General features: G+C 69.9%; 15 protein-coding genes. 3 read left to right on the top strand and 12 right to left on the bottom strand.

The genetic code is table 11. From position 1 onward, the window contains the following. The first annotated feature begins 65 nt into the window (after positions 1–65). Positions 66–650, top strand: coding sequence for a putative glycolipid-binding domain-containing protein (locus A9Z05_RS12575; protein WP_069618380.1), 585 nt, complete (start codon positions 66–68; stop codon positions 648–650). A gap of 4 nt (positions 651–654) precedes the next feature. On the opposite strand, the gene A9Z05_RS12570 is transcribed toward A9Z05_RS12575, so the two are convergent. Together A9Z05_RS12570 and A9Z05_RS12565 are read right to left on the bottom strand one after the other, a co-directional pair. After that, entirely contained in the window at positions 655–1,647 is a 993-nt protein-coding gene (locus tag A9Z05_RS12570; RefSeq protein ID WP_069618379.1) for a sulfonate ABC transporter substrate-binding protein, read from the bottom strand. Positions 1,648–2,150: 503 nt separating this feature from the next. Next, on the bottom strand, positions 2,151–2,558 hold the full coding sequence (locus tag A9Z05_RS12565; protein ID WP_069618378.1) for a DUF427 domain-containing protein: 408 nt from the start codon (positions 2,556–2,558) through the stop codon (positions 2,151–2,153). A 370-nt stretch (positions 2,559–2,928) separates the two neighbouring features. Here A9Z05_RS12565 and A9Z05_RS12560 point away from each other — a divergent pair, with 370 nt between their 5' ends. Continuing rightward, positions 2,929–4,590: an ABC transporter substrate-binding protein gene (locus A9Z05_RS12560; protein ID WP_069618377.1), complete on the top strand. Its 1,662-nt coding sequence runs from the start codon at positions 2,929–2,931 to the stop codon at positions 4,588–4,590. Between the two features lie 45 nt (positions 4,591–4,635). Here the strand turns inward: A9Z05_RS12560 and A9Z05_RS12555 are convergent, their stop codons facing one another. The 10 genes from A9Z05_RS12555 to A9Z05_RS12510 all read right to left on the bottom strand — a co-directional run bounded on the left by A9Z05_RS12555 (position 4,636) and on the right by A9Z05_RS12510 (position 15,356). Continuing rightward, positions 4,636–5,583: a TauD/TfdA family dioxygenase gene (locus tag A9Z05_RS12555; protein ID WP_069618376.1), complete on the bottom strand. Its 948-nt coding sequence runs from the start codon at positions 5,581–5,583 to the stop codon at positions 4,636–4,638. Between the two features lie 155 nt (positions 5,584–5,738). Beyond that, on the bottom strand, positions 5,739–6,692 hold the full coding sequence (locus tag A9Z05_RS12550; protein ID WP_069618375.1) for a TauD/TfdA family dioxygenase: 954 nt from the start codon (positions 6,690–6,692) through the stop codon (positions 5,739–5,741). A 148-nt stretch (positions 6,693–6,840) separates the two neighbouring features. After that, a complete protein-coding gene (locus A9Z05_RS12545) occupies positions 6,841–7,686 on the bottom strand; it encodes an ABC transporter ATP-binding protein (RefSeq protein ID WP_069618374.1) in 846 nt (281 codons plus the stop codon). A 50-nt stretch (positions 7,687–7,736) separates the two neighbouring features. Then, positions 7,737–8,552 carry an ABC transporter permease gene (locus tag A9Z05_RS12540; protein WP_069618373.1) on the bottom strand — a complete coding sequence of 272 codons (816 nt, stop codon included), beginning with the start codon at positions 8,550–8,552 and terminating at the stop codon, positions 7,737–7,739. Between the two features lie 24 nt (positions 8,553–8,576). Then, positions 8,577–9,419, bottom strand: a complete 843-nt coding sequence (locus tag A9Z05_RS12535) for an ABC transporter permease (RefSeq protein WP_069618372.1) — start codon at positions 9,417–9,419, stop codon at positions 8,577–8,579. A gap of 13 nt (positions 9,420–9,432) precedes the next feature. Further along, positions 9,433–10,500, bottom strand: a complete 1,068-nt coding sequence (locus A9Z05_RS12530) for an ABC transporter substrate-binding protein (RefSeq protein ID WP_069618371.1) — start codon at positions 10,498–10,500, stop codon at positions 9,433–9,435. 103 nt (positions 10,501–10,603) lie between these two features. Beyond that, entirely contained in the window at positions 10,604–11,851 is a 1,248-nt protein-coding gene (locus tag A9Z05_RS12525; protein ID WP_069618370.1) for a glycosyltransferase family 87 protein, read from the bottom strand. 6 nt (positions 11,852–11,857) lie between these two features. After that, on the bottom strand, positions 11,858–12,955 hold the full coding sequence (locus A9Z05_RS12520; protein ID WP_069618369.1) for a glycosyltransferase family 2 protein: 1,098 nt from the start codon (positions 12,953–12,955) through the stop codon (positions 11,858–11,860). Between the two features lie 372 nt (positions 12,956–13,327). Continuing rightward, positions 13,328–14,314: an ABC transporter substrate-binding protein gene (locus tag A9Z05_RS12515; RefSeq protein ID WP_069618651.1), complete on the bottom strand. Its 987-nt coding sequence runs from the start codon at positions 14,312–14,314 to the stop codon at positions 13,328–13,330. Positions 14,315–14,477: 163 nt separating this feature from the next. After that, on the bottom strand, positions 14,478–15,356 hold the full coding sequence (locus A9Z05_RS12510; RefSeq protein ID WP_069618368.1) for a LysR family transcriptional regulator: 879 nt from the start codon (positions 15,354–15,356) through the stop codon (positions 14,478–14,480). A 100-nt stretch (positions 15,357–15,456) separates the two neighbouring features. Between A9Z05_RS12510 and A9Z05_RS12505 the strand changes: the two genes are divergently transcribed. Further along, positions 15,457–17,028: an MFS transporter gene (locus A9Z05_RS12505; protein ID WP_069618367.1), complete on the top strand. Its 1,572-nt coding sequence runs from the start codon at positions 15,457–15,459 to the stop codon at positions 17,026–17,028. Positions 17,029–17,088 lie beyond the last annotated feature (60 nt).

Raw genomic sequence — 17,088 nt, 5'->3', positions numbered from 1 at the left:
CGTGCGTTCGTCGGCACCGTGAGCGAAAATCGGCATTCTTTCGCACGGCCGACAGGAGACGCGACATGACGCAACGGAGTGAAGTGCGACGGACGCATTGCGTCGCATGGCAGAACGTGCAGACGTGGCAGGCGGCCGAATGGTGCCGGCTCGACGAGTCGCGAACGGGCATCGCGCTGGCGGGTGCGGTGGCGGGCGCGATCGGCGGCACGCCGTTTCGTATCGACTACGCGATCGCGTGCGGCGCCGACTGGCTCACGCGCTCGGCGCGCGTGACGCATTGGACCGGCACGGCGCCGCCAAGGCAATGGGACATCGCATGCAATGCAGGGCAGTGGACGATCGACGGTGTCGATGCGCCGGCGCTCGCGGGCGCGACCGACATCGATCTCGGCTTCAGTCCGTCGACCAATACGCTGCCGATCCGTCGGCTGGCGCTCGCCGTCGGCGAGCAGGCCGAGATTCGCACCGCGTGGCTGCGTTTTCCGGATATCGCCGTCGTGCGCGGCGAGCAGCGCTATACGCGCACCGCGCCCAACGTGTACCGCTACGAGAGCGGCACGTATGCGGCCGATATCGCGATCGACGATGCGGGCCTCGTCACCGACTACGACGAATGGCGGCGCATCGGCGGGGCGGCTGCGCCGTGACGCGTCAGCGCGCGCTGGCGACCGACAGCTTGCCCGGAATCAGCTTCAGCGCGCTGAACGCGTCGGCGATACCTTGCTGATACGCGAGCGTCGCATCGCCGATCGGCTGCACGCCGTAGCCGGCGCGCTTGAGCGCGACTTCGAGCGTCGGCGCGTCGAGGCCGACGAGCGGCGACAGTTGCGCGGCGACCTCGGGCACGTGATCGCGCGCCCAGCGATCGACCGCGTCGACCTCGTCGAGCAGCGCGCGCAGCACCTGCGGATGCGCGGCCGCGTACTGGCGCGCCGCGAGGTAGTACTGCGTGTTGCGCACGAGCCCGTCGCCGTTCGCGACCACGCGCGCGCCGAGCTGCCGTTCGGCGGCGGCCAGGTACGGATCCCAGATCACCCACGCATCGACGCTGCGCTGCACGAACGCGGCGCGCGCGTCGGCGGGCGTCAGGTAGATCGGCTGGATGTCGGCATACGTAAGGCCCGCATGCTCGAGCGCTTTCACCAGCAGGTAGTGGACGTTCGAACCCTTGTTGAACGCGACCTTCTTGCCGCGCAGTTGCGCGACGGTGCGGATCGGTGAATCGGGCAGCACGACGATCGCCTCGCCCTGCGGCGCGGGCGGCTCGTTGCCGATGTAGACGAAATCGACGCCGGCGGCCTGCGCGAAGATCGGCGGCGTTTCGCCGACCGTGCCGACGTCGATCGCGCCGGCGTTCAGCCCTTCGAGCAGTTGCGGGCCGGCCGGGAATTCGAGCCATTGCACGGTGACGCCCTGGCTCGCGAGACGCTTCTCGAGCGTGCCGCGCGCCTTGAGCACGACGAAGTTGCCGTATTTCTGGAAGCCGACGCGCAGCCGCGTGCCGCTGTCGGCGGCGCGGGCGGGCACGGCCGCGAGCGGCCCGAGCGCGAGCCCGGCCAGCCCGGCGGCCGCGCCGTGCAGCCACCGGCGGCGGCGCGGGTTCGCCGGGGTCGTTTCAAGGTCTGCGTGCGGTGTGTCGTTCATTAGGGCGTGTTCACGCTAATAACGGGTTTGCGCTGGCCCCCAGAAGGGCCGAGCGCAAGGATTGCGACGAAGCGAATACTCGACGTATTCGCGAGGAGCATGACGCGGCGATCGACCCTTCTGGGGGCCAGCCCCGCGAATGAATTTTTCCAAACAGGGGAACGTGCCTTTCCGCCCACATTGCGGCGTCGTGCGTCGCTTGTTTGGCACGGCCAAACGGCGCTCCTTACTCCTTGCACTGCGGGCGGAAAGGCACGTTCGCAAACCCGTTATTAGCGTGAACACGCCCTAAGGCGTCCTGCTGGCGGGTTCACGGGGCGCGCGCGAAGGCGGCGCGGCCGGCGCAGGAGCGGCCCGGATGCGGGCGACGCGCGCAACGGGCCGGCCCGCGCCGGTGTCGAGACGATACGGCCCGGCGGGACGGCGGCCAACCAATGAATCCGCATATGCAAATCAGCGGCCGGACGATACGTGAACGGTGACGCGGCAGCGCGTCGCCGGGCTCACTCGGAGACGAGCAGGCTTTCCTCGATCGAATCGACGCGGTCGGGATAGAACGCGAGATGCCCGCGAATTGACTCGACGGCCGGATTCGGATGCTCGTACGTCCAGACCGCGTTGGTCGCGCGTTCGCCGCCGGCCGGAATCGAGTAGTACGCGCAATCGCCCTTGTACGGGCAGTAGGTCGCGTGGTCGGTGCGTTGGAGCAGCGACATGTCGGCATCCTCGCGCGGAATGTACAGCACCGCCGGATAGCTGGCCTCGCGCAGCACCAGCGCATGGCGCGTATCGGCGACGACCTTCCCGGCGACTTTCACGACCACGCGCGACGAGTGCGGTTCGATCAGGATCGGGTGATCGGGGCCCGGCGACTTCACGGGACGAGAGGGCGTATCGGGGTTGATCGACATCGGGGTCCTCCAGGAACGGGGCGCACCCGCGGGTGCGCGGTGCCGGCACGCGTGCGCCGGCGGATTCCCGCGCACCGGTGCCGGCGTTGGCCAACCGATACGATGCACCCATTCGGCGGAAGTTGCAGGGGGCCGGAAGGGACGTCCGCCGCCGTGAGCGCATGGCGCTGCGTCATGACGCCGAGCGGGCGGCGTCGCGGCGGCGTTCGCGAACCTGTCTGCGGCGCTCGCATGGACGTTCCGATGCAGCGGCAGCGGGATGCATCCGCGACGATAAGCAACGCGGAATTAATTGGTAAGCGATCGGCGGGCGGCGCGCGAAGATCGACGGTCGTCATTCGCATGACACCTCTTTCTTCCCTTTGCCACCATGAAGAATCCTTTCGTTTCGTCAGCCGCGCGCCGTTCGAGCGGCGTATCGCCTGCCGCTGCCGCGCTCCGCTGCATCGCCGCGTCGCTGCTGCTGGCCGGCGCCGCGACGCACGCACTCGCGGCGCCCGCGGGCAAGACGCTCGTGTACTGCACCGAAGGCAGCCCGGCCGGCTTCGATCCCGGCCAGCACACGACGAGCACCGATTTCGATGCGAGCACGTACCCCGTCTACAACGGGCTCGTGCAGTTCAAGCGCGGCACGCTCGATCTCGAACCGGCGCTTGCGACGAGCTGGGACGTGTCGCCCGACCAGCGCACGATCACGTTCCACTTGCGGCGCGGCGTGAAATTCCAGACCACCGCGTGGTTCACGCCGACGCGGCCGTTCCAGGCCGACGACGTCGTGTTCACGTTCCGCCGGATGCTCGACCCGGACGACCCGTTCCGCAAGGCCTATCCGGTCAGCTTCCCGTATTTCAGCGATCTCGGCTTCGACCACAACGTCGAGCGCATCGAGAAGGTCGACGACTACACGGTGCGCTTCGTGCTGAAGTCGCCCGACGTCGTGTTCGTGCGCAATCTCGCGATGGCGTTCGCGTCGGTGCTGTCGGCCGAATATGCGGGCCAGCTCGCCGCGCGCCATCGCGAGTCGGACATCAACCAGTTCCCGGTCGGCACGGGGCCGTTCGTGCTGCGTACGTACCAGAAGGACGCGCTGATCCGCTACGACGCGAATCCCGACTACTGGAAGCCCGACGACGTGAAGCTCTCGCGCCTCGTGTTCGCGATCACGCCCGATCCGGCCGCGCGATTGCAGAAGCTCGTGGCCGGCGAGTGCCAGGTGTCGGCGTTTCCGCGGCCGGCCGATCTCGAGACGGTGCGGCGCGACCCGAAGCTGACGCTGTTTTCGGGGACGGGCTTCAACGTCGGCTTCGTCGCGTACAACACGCAGCATCCGCCGCTCGATCGCGTCGACGTGCGGCGCGCGCTCGACATCGCGATCGACAAGACGGCGATCATCAAGACCGTGTTCAACGGCGACGCGACGATCGCGACGAACCCGATGCCGCCCGCGCAATGGTCGTACAACCCGCGCCTGAAGGACGCGCCGCGCGATCCGGCCGCCGCGAAGGCGCTGCTCGCGCAGGCCGGCTTCCCGAACGGCTTCGACCTGACGCTGTGGGCGATGCCCGTGCAGCGCCCGTACAACCCGAACGCGCAGCTGATGGCGCAACTGATCCAGCAGGACTGGGCGAAGATCGGCGTGCGCGCGAAGATCGTCAGTTACGAATGGGGCGAATACAACCGCCGCGCGAAGCACGACGGCCAGCACGACGCGATCCTGTACGGCTGGTCCGGCGACAACGGCGACCCCGACAACTGGCTCGGCACGCTGCTCGGCTGCGAAGCGGTGCACGGCAGCAATCTCGCGAAGTGGTGCAACAAGGACTTCGAGCAACTCGTGAGCGCCGCGCGCTCGAATGGGGACGTCGCGAAGCGCACGGCGCTGTACGAGCAGGCGCAGGTGGTGTTCAAGGATCAGGTGCCGTTCACGCCGATCGCGACGTCGATCGTGTCGCTGCCGATCTCCAGGCGCGTGCACGGGCTGACGTTCTCGCCGCTCGGCGGGCACCGGTTCGACGGCGTGTGGCTCGATTGATGTAAGCGGGGGCCGGCGCGTTCGTACGCGCCGGCATTTGCCGCATCAGTTGAGTGCGACGGCGGCCGCGGTTTCGACCGGCGTGCCTTCGAGCGCGACCGACGGGCGGCCGTCGGGGCCGACCGGCACGTCGCCGATGAGCGTCGTGCGATACAGCTGGCGGTCGAAGTCGAGATCGAAGATGTCGACGGGCGCGAGATGCGCGGTCGCCCGGTTGTCCCAGAACGCGATGCTGCGCGGCTCCCACTTGAAGCGGATCGTGAATTCCGGCCGCGTCACGTGCTCCCACAGCAGTTCGAGCAGCGCCTGGCTCTCGCGCGGCGTCAGCCCGACGATCGATTTCAGGAAGCTCGGGCTCACGTACAGCGCGCGTTCGCCGGTCTCCGGATGCACGCGCACGAGCGGATGTTCGGTCACGAGCGGGCGGCGCTCGACCGCGTCGTCGAAGGCGCCGGTCGCGCGCGCGCCGGGCGGCGGCGTGAAGCGATGGATGCCGCGCAGCGTGTCGACGAAGCCACGCAGCGGCGCGGACAGCGTTTCGTACGCGCGCACGAGATTCGTCCAGTGCGTGTCGCCGCCGTACGGCGGGATCGTCACGCCGCGCAGGATCGATGCCCACGGCGGGTTCACGGCTGCCGTCACGTCGGTGTGCCAGCCGGTCCAGGGCCGGCGCACCGGCTCGCCTTCGAAGCGCGTCGCCTTGCGATGCTTCGCGATCGAATAGACTGCCGGATGGTCGTCGACGTGCCCGAACACCGGGTGGCCGACCGTCGGCTCGCCGAACTGCGCGGAGAACGCGACATGCTGCTCGTGCGTGAGGAATTGTTCGCGGAAGAAGATCACGCGCCATTTCAGCAGCGCGGCGCGGATCGCTGCGATCTGCGGGGTGGTCAACGGTTGCGTGAGGTCGACGCCGCGGATTTCCGCGCCGATATGGGCGGACAGCGGAATCACGTCGACCGGGTGGGCGGCGGGTTCGAGTAGGGCGCTCATGCGACGCTCCTGGCGGAAGTGAACGGGGAAGACGGACGACATCGTTGCGCGTGCAAGTGTCGGTCCTGTGAGGCGATATCCATGGCGGGTGTCCTCCAGCAAGGAGCGCGGCGGCGCGCGGGAAAGCGCCGCCGCGTGACGTGGATACGCGGACGTTATTGCAGCGTGGCGCCCGGCCCTTTCAGCAGGACGCTCTGGCGGCCGTCGATGCCGACCGGCACGTCGCCGTGAACGGTCGCGCGGCGCACGACGCGGCGCGCATCGCCGTAGTCGTTGATCGCGTAGTGCTGCGTCGCGCGGTTGTCCCAGATCGCAACGTCGCCCTCCTGCCAGTTCCAGCGCACGGTGTTCTCGAGGCGCGTCACGTGCTCGTGGAACACCTGCAGCAGATGCGCGGAATCCTGCGCCGACAGCCCCTTGAGCCGCTGCACGAAGTGCCCGAGCACGAGTGTGCGTTCGCCGGTTTCCGGATGCACGCGCACGACCGGGTGCTCGGTTTCGTAGACGGTCGACGTGAACACTTCGCGGTAGCGCTTCAGTTGCGCATCGTCGGCGTGCACGTGCGTCGACGCATAGTCGTACGCGTTCGTGTGCAGCGCCCACAGCGTGTCGGCGAGCGCGCGCAGCGATTCGGGCAGATGCGCGTACGCGGCGGCCGTGTTGGCCCATACGGTGTCGCCGCCGAACGGCGGGATCACGACCGCGCGCAGGATCGAGATCTTCGGGTACGCATCGACGAAGGTCACGTCGGTGTGCCACGAATTGGCGCGTGCGCCGTGCGCGGAATCGAGTTCGAGCAACGCCGCGCTGCCGTCGACGGACGGCACGGTCGGGTGCGCGACCGTGTCGCCGAAGCGGCGGGCGAACGCTTCCTGCGCGGTGTCGTCGAGATGGTGCTGGCCGCGGAAGAACAGCACCTTGTGGCGCAGCAGCGCGGCGTTGATCGCGTCGAACGTCGCGTCGTCGAGCGTGGCCGACAGCCGCACGCCGGCAATCTCGGCACCGATCCGGCCGGCGACCTGGCGAAGCTGAAGCGGGACGGCGGCCGTGCGCGGCGCGGCGTGCGAAGCAGGCGAAGACGAGTGAGCGGCATGCTGGACATCGGACATCGGGAGTCTCCTGGGAGTCGGGTCGGTCGAGTCTCCATTCAAGCAGGCGCCGCGCGGAACCGGAACCGATGAATCGTCACAACCTTAGCGTGCGCGCTGCGATGAACGATATGTGTCGTGATGCTGAGCGATTCGGGATGGCATGCGCTTACCACGCGAGCCGCCATTCGCCGATCCGGTGCGGGCGCGCCGCGTCGATGCGCTTGCCGTCCGAACCGTCGTCGTCCGGCGGTTCGCTATCGTCGAAATCGGCGAGCACCGTGTCGCGCAAGCGCGCGAATGCCGGCGAATCGCGCCGGCGCGGCCGCGGCAGCGCGACGTCGACGATGCGCGCGATGCGGCCCGGTCGCGGCGCCATCGTGACGACGCGGTCGCCGAGATAGACGGCTTCGTCGACGTCGTGTGTGACCAGGAGCATCGTGATGCGCTCCTGTTCCCAGATGCGCAGCAGTTCGTTCTGCATCTTCGCGCGGGTCTGCGCGTCGAGCGCGCCGAACGGCTCGTCGAGCAGCAGCACGCGCGGGCGGTTCACGAGACCGCGCGCGATCGCGACGCGCTGCGCCATCCCGCCCGACAACTGGTTCGGAAACGCGTGCTCGAAGCCGTTCAGCCCGACGAGCGCGATGTGTTCAGCGATCGCGCGCCGTTTCGCGGCGGCGTCCAGCGGCGCGTTGCGCAGCGCGGCGCCGATGTTCTGTTCGACGGTCAGCCACGGGAACAGCCGGTGATCCTGGAACACGATGCCGCGCTGCAGCGACGTGTCGCGCACGCGTTCGCCGCCAGCGCGGATTTCGCCGGTGTAATCGGTGTCGAGCCCGGCGACGAGCCGCAGCAGCGTCGACTTGCCGCAGCCGCTGGCGCCGACGATCGTGACGAATTCGCCGGCGCGCACGTGCAGCGATACGTCGTCGAGCACCGCGAGCGCCGCGCCGCGTTGCGCGTAGTGCTTGCCGACATGGAGGATGTCGAGCGAATCGGAGGTGAGAGTCGTCATGGCGGTACGAAGAAGGGGCGAAACGGAAGGAAAGGGGAAGGAAAGGGCGCTCAGCGCGCGAGGTCGCCGCGCCGCGCCAGCACCTTGCGCTCGATCGCCCGCGCGGTCGCGTTCAGTGCCCTGCCGGTCACGCCGACGACGATGATCCCGAACAGCACGAGATCCATCCGGAACTGCTCGCTGCCGTCGATCAGCGTGTTGCCGATTCCGCTTCCTGCGACGAGTAGGTACTCGGCGCCGAGCGTCGCGAGCCACGAATAGATCAGGCCGAGATACAGGCCGGTGAAGATCGACGGCAGCGCGGCCGGGAGGATCACGTAGCGGATCAGCTGAAGCCGCGAGTAGCGCAGTGCGCGGGCGACGTCGACATACGTGCGCGGCACCGCGTGAATGCCGTCGCAGGTATGGGCGGCGACCGGCAGCAGCGCGGCGAGCGACAGGAACACGACCTTCGCGACGTCGCCGAGGCCGAACCACACGGAAATCAGCGGAATCCACGCGAACAGCGAGATCTGCTTGAACGTGTCGAAGCTCGGGCCGACCATCCGCGCGGCGACACGCGACAGCCCGAGCACGGCGCCGAGCACGAGCCCGGCCGTCGCGCCGATCGCGAACCCGCATGCTTCGCGCGCGAGCGACGCCGACAATGCGCGGCCGAGCGCACCGCTCGTGGCCTGCGCCCACGCGGTGTGCAGCACGTCGGCGGGGCCGACGAACAGCCCGCTTTTCACGAGGTGCGTGGCAGCGAGGGCCCACCAGCACGCAAACGCGGCGAGCGGCAGCATGAAGCCGCGCCAGTCGGGCGCATGCAGGCGGCGGGCGGCCGTGGTGGGCGGTGTGAGTGACGGTGTGGCGGCATGCGGCACGGGCGATTCTCCTTCGAGGGCGCTTCAGCCGCGAAACGCGGACGGCACGCCGCGGCGCAGGCGCGCTTCAAGTGCGTCGAGCGCCCGGTTGATCAGCAGGCCGACCGCGCCGACCACGACCACGGCCGCCATCACGAGATCGAGCTGGAACAGTTGCCGTCCGTACACGATCAGGTAGCCGAGCCCTTCGGACGACGCGACGAGTTCGACCACGACGAGCGCGAGCCACGACTTCGTGAACGCCAGTCGCACGCCGGTCGCGAGCGTCGGGATCGCGGCCGGCAGCACGACGTGGACGATGCGTTGCCGGCGCGTGTAGCCGAACCCGCGCGCGACTTCGTCGAGCGCGGGCGGCGCCTGGCGAAACCCCTGCAACGTGCTCAGCGTGACCGGCACGAGCGCCGCATGCGCGATCAGCAGGTACTTCAGCGGCTCGCCGACGCCGACGAGCAGCAGCAGGAACGGCAGCCAGCCGAGCACCGGAACCTGCACGAGCGCGTTGAAGCTCGGCAGCACGTAGGCTTCCAGCGTGCGCGACAGCCCCAGTGCGACGCCGATCGCTACACCGAGCAGCGTGCCGGCCGCGAAGCCGACGAGCACGCGCTGCAGGCTGATCAGCGTGTGGCGCACGAGATCGCCGCTCGACGCGAGCTCGGCCAGCGTGTCGACCACGCGTTCGGGCGGCGGCAGGATTTGCGGCGCGATCCAGCCGCGCGCGCTGCCGACGCTCCACAGCGCGAATAGCAGCGCGGGCAGCACCCACGGGGCGAGCTGCCACGCGAGCCGTATCACCGGGGCCGCGCGGCGCGGGGGCACGGCGAGCGTGTGCGGTTCGGTCGACGGGACGGAAAACGCGGTGTCGCTCATCGGGGTGGTCCGGTCAGGAGAGGGCCTTGCCGGCCGCGTCGTAGCGCGGCCAGTAGTGTTCGAGTTTCAGCGTGCGCAATGCATTGTCGAGATACTTCGGCTCGAACCAGCCGTCGACGTCGACCGGCTGGCGGATCAGCTTCAGGTTCAGCGCATCCTGCGCGACGGCCTTGTAGCGCGCGACGACGAACGGATCGATCAGCGGGGACAGGCGGTCCTTCAGGCGCTGGTTCGCATAATCGGCCTGCCACGACGAATACGGCACGCCGCTCTTTGCCCAGAGCTTGAACAGCGCATCGCGGTTCGCCTCGTCGGACGACCATTGCGCGCCCTTCACGAACGCGGTGACGACGCGCTGCACGATGTCCGGGTGCGCGCGGTCGAACTCGTCGAGCACGAGCAGGTGGGTCTGACGCGTCAGCTGCGGCCCGTCGTTCTGCGATTCGTAGATGATCTTCGCGAGGCCCGCGTCGCGCAGCTTGTAGAGCCCGTAATCGCCGACCGACGCGTCGATGCCTTTCGATGCGAGCGCGGCGAGCGAGCTGGCGGCGTCGAGGTTGATCACGCGCAGGTCGCGTTCGCCGAGGCCGTTCTTCGCGAGCGCGTTGTCGGCGACGAGCTGCAGGTTGGTGCCGCGGAAGATCGACACGCGGCGGTCCTTCAGGTCCTTGATCGAGCGGATCGTGGAGTCGGGCGGCACCGCGATCTTGATACCCGAGCGCACGCTCGCGGCGAGCAGCAGGCGCGTCTTGATCCCGTTCGAGCGCGCGAGTACGGCGGGCAGGTCGCCCTCGTATGCGAAGTCGAGCGCCTTGTTGGCGATCGCCTCGTTCACGGCCGGGCCGGCGCCCTTGAAGAACAGCCATTCCACCTTGATGCCGTCGGCGGCGAATTCCTTTTCGACGAGTTGCTGCAACTGCACGGTGGCGGCGCTCGATCCGCCGAACGTCGGTGGATCGCCGGCGCCTTGCTGGGCGACGCCGATGCGGATGGTGACGGGTTTGTCCGCGTGCGCGGCGGCGGCCGGCAACGCAATGAGGGACGCGATCAGCAGCGATCGCAGCAGGCGCAGTGGGAGCATGAATCGATGGATCCGGAACGTTGGGGAACGAGGCCGGGCCGCAGCCCGTCGGGTCATTCTCGATGACGCCCCGGGGCCGGACAAGCAACGATTTGAACTATGCTTATCGCCGCGCGGGGGATCGCGGGAGCGAGCGCGCGCGCTGCAGCAGCACGAGCAGCGCGATCGACGTGACGGCGGGCCCGATCTGCGGCAGCGTCATCCACGGATTCAGAAACTCGTACAGCGGCAGCGCCCACATGACGGCGATGAGGCCCTGCTCGCCGCGTCGCCAGCCGTACTGCGCGCCGAGCGCGATCATGGACGCGATCGGGATGCACAGCCACGACAGTTCGTAGTGCCAGGCATAGGGATTGGCGGCCAGCGTCGCGATCGCCAGTATCGCGCCGCGCAGTCTGACGTCCCGGCTGCGACGCCAGACGCGGCACGCTGCCGCGAGCGCGATCGCGGCCACGCCGGCCTGGCCGGCGAACGCGAGGGCGGGCGACAGGCCGGCGAGCCGAAACGCCGCGAACGGCGTCGGCGACGCAAACCAGAACGGCACGCCATGCTCGATGATGAGCGAACGCAGCGCGCCGGCATTCTGCAGAAACAGGCGGAGCGGTTCCATGCCGCCCGCCGCGATCCCCAGGGCGGTGATCGCGCTCGCCCACGCGGCGGCCCACGCGAACGCGCGCCATGCGCGCGCGGCAATCAGCACGAACGGGAACAGCACCGCCAGCTGCGGCTTGACCGACAGGAGTCCGATACACAGGCCGGCCAGCATCGGCCGCCGGTCGACGAAATACACGGCGAGCGCGGCGCACGCCGCGGTCAGCATCGCGTTCTGTCCGTGCAACGCGGTGACGAGCACCCCCGGGCAGGCGACCAGCGCGAGCCAGCCGATGCGTGTCGCGCCGGGTACCGCGCCGAGCCCCGACACGCGCCACACCGCGAGGCCGAGCAGCACGATGCCGAGCACGACGAACAGCGGATAGCTGATCGCGTAGGGCAGCAGCGCGAGCGGTGTCACCGCGAGCAGGTACGACGGCGGGTACAGCCACGGCAGGAACGCATGGCGGCCCGCCAACGGGAACAGTCCGGCGAGCGCGCGAGAAAACGCGGGGACGTCGTAGGCCTGCCACGGCGAGCCGTGGAGCATCAGATGGGATGCCGACCAGAACACCATGTACCCCGAACCGGGGCGGAACGTGGCCGAATCGGTCGAATGAAAGCCGATCCAGAGCAGGATCGACCCCAGCAGCATGCCGATCGCCAGCATGACCGCGCTGTACAGCGCGATGCGTGCGGGTGTGAGCCACACGCGGACCGCGCATTCGTCGCGCCGTATCGACGAGCCGGAAATATCCATGCGGCGCTACTTGACCGACAGGTTGCGCGGCGCGTGCGCGCCCGCGACGACCGTCTGCCGGCGCCGGGCCGTCGCGACGCGCCGGACCGGAAACTGCAGCAGCGTCGGGCCGTCCGGCGGCGCGGCGTGCCGCGCGGGTTGCTGGCCGGCCAGCGCATGGGCCCGGTAGCGGCGCCGCACGAGATAAACCGGGCGCTGCTTCGATTCGTGATAGATCCGGCCGACGTATTCGCCGATCACGCCGATGCCGATCAACTGGATGCCGCCGACGAACAGCATGACGGAAATCAGCGACGCGTAGCCGTGCACCGGATTGCCGAACAGCAGCGTGCGCATCACGATGTACGCGCCGTAGACGAACGACAGCGCGGCGAACGCGAGGCCGATGTAGGTCCACACGCGCAACGGCACGGTGCTGAAGCTCGTGATGCCTTCGAGCGCGAAGTTCCAGCGCCGCCACCCGGAGAATTTCGAGCGGCCGCCGCTGCGCGCCGCGCGCGTGTATTCGATGATCTCGGTACGGTAGCCGACCCACGCGAACAGGCCTTTCATGAAGCGCCGCCGCTCGGGCAGCGCGCGCAGCGCGTCGACGACCTGGCGATCCATCAGCCGGAAATCGCCGACGTTCTCCGGCATCTCGACCTCCGAGAGCCGGTTGTGCACGCGGTAGTAGAGCGCGGCGGCCACGCGCTGCATCAGCGGATCGCACCGGCGGTCGGTGCGCTTCGCGGCGACGACCTCGGCGCCGGCGTGCCAGCGTTCGAGCATCGCGGGGATCAGCGCGGGCGGGTCCTGCAGGTCGGCGTCGATCAGGATCACGGCCGCGCCGGCCGCTTCGTCGATGCCGGCGGTGAGCGCCGCTTCCTTGCCGAAGCGCCGCGTGAGATCGACGATGCGCACCCGGGGATCGGCGACCGCGATGTCGATCAGCTTGTCCAGCGTGCCGTCGCGGCTGCCGTCGTTCACGCAAACGATTTCGAAGCGCGCGGTGCCGATCGCTTCCAGTATCGGAACGGTGGTCGCGAAGAACGCATCGATCGCTTCCGCTTCGTCGTGAAAGGGCACGACGAGCGATACCAACGGCTTCAGGGTGTGCCTGGACATACGTCCCCCCGTGAGGTCTGGTCTGCGCCGCATTGCGTGGTTCCGTTGCCGCCGGACATGCGGAGACGGGGCCGGATCGGCGCGCTTGTCATGTGTTGTGTTTGTGAGGGCCTCGGCGGCGTGCCGCGGGTCGGTCGGCAAGCCGTCGGATCATTCTACGCACGAATGACACGCAGTTGGCAGCGGGTGCGGGTTTGTTCGGGGGCGGCGTTCCGACGTCGTTCGCGCCGTCGTCCTGGGCAGACGGCGGCCCGATCGTGGAGCGGCCGCCGTTCGCCGCGATGCGCACGCTCGTCGCGTCGACGTTCGGCGACGACGTGCCGAATCTCGACATGGCGCGGCCGTGCTGAACACGTCCTCGCGCCGCATCGCTCAGGCGGACACCTGCCGGACGGCGATCGACGCGACGTCGACGCGACGCGGCAGGATCGCATCGGCCGCCGCGCGATCGGCGACGCGCTGCAGCACGGCGATGTCGGCGTCGCCGAGGCTGCGTTGCGCGAGCGCGGCCCGGCGCGCGATATCGGTGGCCGCGTCGGTCGGCAGGCGCGTGAGCGACGCATAGACGCTCGCGTAGTCGGCCGGGTGCGCGAGCGCCCATTGGCCCGCGCGGGCAAGCCGTGCGAGCACGTCCGCGAGCGCCGCGCGCTTGCCGCGATCGTCGAGCGTCTCGACCGGCGACGTGAGGAACGCGAGCCCCGAATTGATGCCGCTGCCGTCGCGGACGATGCGCGCGCCGCGTCGCACCGCATGCCCGTAGTACGGATCGAACGTGGCCCAGATGCCGATCCGCTTCGCCTCGAACGCGGCGAACGCGTCGACCGGCAGCACGAAGCGCACCTCGACGTCGCGCGGCGCGAGCCCGTGTTCGCGCAGCGCGCCGTACAACTGGTATTGCGAGATGCTGCCGCGCGCCGACGACACGACGACGGTTTGCCCTTTCAGGTCGGCCACCGTGCGCACCGGCGAGTCGGGCTGCACGACGATGCCGAGCGACGTCGGCGAGCCGACGCGCGTCGCGACGATTCGCAACGACGGATCGCCGAGCGCGGCCGTCAGGACGGGCAGGTCGCCGGCCGGCGCGAGGTCGATTGCGCCTGCGCGCTGCGCTTCGAACAGCGGCGCGGCGCCCTGGAAGTTGGCCCAGCGGAACCGGTACGGCGTGCCGTCGAGCACGCGCGCCGCTTCGGCCAGCGCCCGCAGGCCGCCGGCCTGGTCGCCGAGTACGAGCGTGACGCCCGACAGGGCGTCGCCGGCCGCGCGGGCGGGGAGGGCGAGGCCGCCCGCGAGCGGCGCGGCGGCGAGGGCGGCAAGGCGCTGCAGCGTGCGGCGGCGCGCGGTGGCGAAAGCGTGGGTCATCGGCGGCGTGTCCTCGGTGATCCGCGCGCGGGCGGCGCGGCTGCCGGGCAGGTTACGGAATCGGTTTCCGGCCGACAAACATCGAATCGTGGAATGCATATTCGCGCGGCGACCGTCGGTGCGGCCGCCGCCGACCCGATGGCCCGGGCCTGGCGCGAGCGCCTTACGCGGCCGGCGCAACCGTGCGCAGGAATGCCCGCACGGCGGGCGCCTTTTCGAACCGCCGGTGCGCAAGTGCGAGCGCCGACATGATCGGCTTGCCGGCGATCGGCCGGTACACGACGCCCGGCAGCGACACGCAAGCGGCGAGCGCATCGGGAATCACCGCGACGCAGCCGTTCACCGACACGCACGCGAGCACCGCCAGCAGGCCGCCCGGCCGCGCGGCCACGACCGGCGCGAAGCGGCCGCGGCGCGCGACTTCGAGCGTGCCAAGCGCCTGTTCGGGCACGGCGAAGTGCGCGTCGGCGAGGTCCGCCGCGCGCACCGCCGCCATCGCCGCATGGCGCGAATCGGCCGGCACGGCCACGACGAACACGTCGCGCTGCAGCGTGACGATCCGCAGGCCGCCGGGCAGCGGCAACGGCGGGCGCACGTACGCGAGGTCGAGGCGGCCCGCGTCGAGCTGGTTCGCGACGTCGTCCATCGGCACTTCGCGCAGGTTCAGCTCGATGCGCGGATGCGCGGTGCGGAACGCGCCGACCGTGCGCTGCAGCGTGCCCGAATAGACGGCCGACGACACATAGCCGATCTCGATCCGGCCGAGCTCGCCGCGTTCGGCCAGCGCGGCGAGTTCGCGACCGCGCTGCAGATGGTCGAACGCGGCGCGCGCTTCCGCGAGATAGGCTTCGCCGGCCGCGCTCAGCGTGACCGCGCGGCGCGACCGGTGAAACAGCCGCACGCCGAGCACGCGCTCGGCTTCCTGGATCTGCCGCGTGAGCGCGGGCGGCGCCATGTCGAGCGCGTCGGCCGCGCGCGCGAAGTGCAGATGCTGCGCGACGCTCAGGAATGCGCGCACGTGACGGAATTCGAGCTGGCTCATGGTTGCGATTTTCGTCAATGAAACTGCCTTGAAGTGTCAATGACAGGCAATAGCGGCCAAGCCTAGCATACGGCTCGTTCATCCTGTTCCGGAGTGGCCGATGTCCCAGTCTTCACCGGCGTCGCGCGCGAGCGCGGCGGCCGCCCCGCGCACCGGCGGCAACTTGCCTGCCGCCGCGACGCTCGCCGTCGCGTCCGCGACCTGCGCGCTGATCGTGCTCGACACGAACGTGGTGGCCGTCTCGCTGCCGAGCATCGCGCGCGGCTTTCACGCGAGCTTCGCCGATATCGAATGGGTCGTGAGCGCGTACATGACCGCGTTCGCCGCGTGCCTGCTGCCGGCCGGCGGCCTCGCCGACCGCTTCGGGCGCAGGCGGATGCTCTTCGCGGGGCTCGCGCTCTTCTTCGTCGCGTCGCTCGGCTGCGGCATCGCGCCGTCGGCCGGCTGGCTGATCGCCGCGCGCGCGGTGAAGGGCGGCGGCGCCGCGCTGCTGCTGACCGCCGCGCTCGCGGTGATCGCGAACCGTTTCCCGGACGGACGCGAACGGGCGCGTGCGTGGGCGATCTGGGGCATGTGCATGGGGATCGCGACGGCGATCGCGCCGCTCGTCGGCGGTGCGATCACGCAATGGATCGGATGGCGCTGGGTGTTCCTGCTGAACCTGCCCGTCTGCCTGCTGCTGGCGGCCGGCGCGCGCGTCGCGATCGACGAATCGAACGATCCGCATGCGAAACGCGTGGACGCGGCCGGCAGCCTGCTGTTCGGCGCGGCGCTCGCCTGTGCGATCGCGGCGCTGATCGGCGCGCCGTCGCACGGCTGGCTGTCGGGCGCGACGATTGGCCGGCTCGCGCTCGCGGCCGCGCTGCTGGCGGCATTCGTCGGCGCGGAGCGCTGGCAGGCGCGGCCGATGATCGATCTCGCGCTGTTCCGCCAGCCGCGCTTCGTCGGCGCGGTGCTCGCGATGTTCGGTTATGCGGCGTGCGCGCAGGTGATGATGACGTTCCTGCCGCTGTACCTGCAAAACGCGTTCGGGATGTCGGCGATCGATGCGGGGCTCGGCATGCTGCCGTTCGCGTTCGCGATGATCGCCGGCCCGTCGCTCGGTGCGGCGCTCGCCGCGCGCGTGTCGTCCGGCGGCGTGCTGGCGGGCGGGCTCGCGCTGATCGGCGCCGGCAACCTCGCGACCGCGGCGCTGACGGCCAGCGGCGACTACCGGCTCGTCGCGCTCGGCATGTTCGTGACGGGGTGCGGCGCCGGCATCATGAACGGCGACACGCAGAAGGCGATCATGGCGTGCGTGCCGCCGGATCGAACGGGCATGGCGTCGGGCATCAGCACGACGACGCGCTTCTCGGCGATCGTGACGGCCGTCGGCGTGCTCGGCGCGGTGCTGGCGGCGAGTACGCATGCACGGCTCGACAGCCTGCTGTCCGCGACGCCCGGCCTGCGCGCGTTTGCCGATGCATCGTTCATGTCGAGCCTGCTGGCCGGCGACCTCGCGCAGGCGCTCGGCCGCGTGCCGCCGTCGGCTGCCGGCGCGCTCGCGCAGGTGGCGCCCGTCGCGTTCGCGAGCGGGTTCGCCGATGCGTTGACGGTGAGCGGCGTGCTGGCGCTCGGTTCGGCCGTCGTTGCATACAAGTTGCTTGCGCAACCGATGCGCGGAGGCGCGTGACGTCGTGCACGGTCCTGCTGTCGACGTTCGGGTCGATCGTGTCGCTGTCGGTGCTGCTCG

Origin of the sequence: Burkholderia sp. A2 (genome assembly GCF_001729305.1) — a bacterium.
Classification (GTDB): domain Bacteria; phylum Pseudomonadota; class Gammaproteobacteria; order Burkholderiales; family Burkholderiaceae; genus Burkholderia; species Burkholderia sola.
The sequence above is the reverse complement of the archived record's forward strand: the minus strand, read 5'-3'. Positions and strand labels throughout refer to the sequence as shown.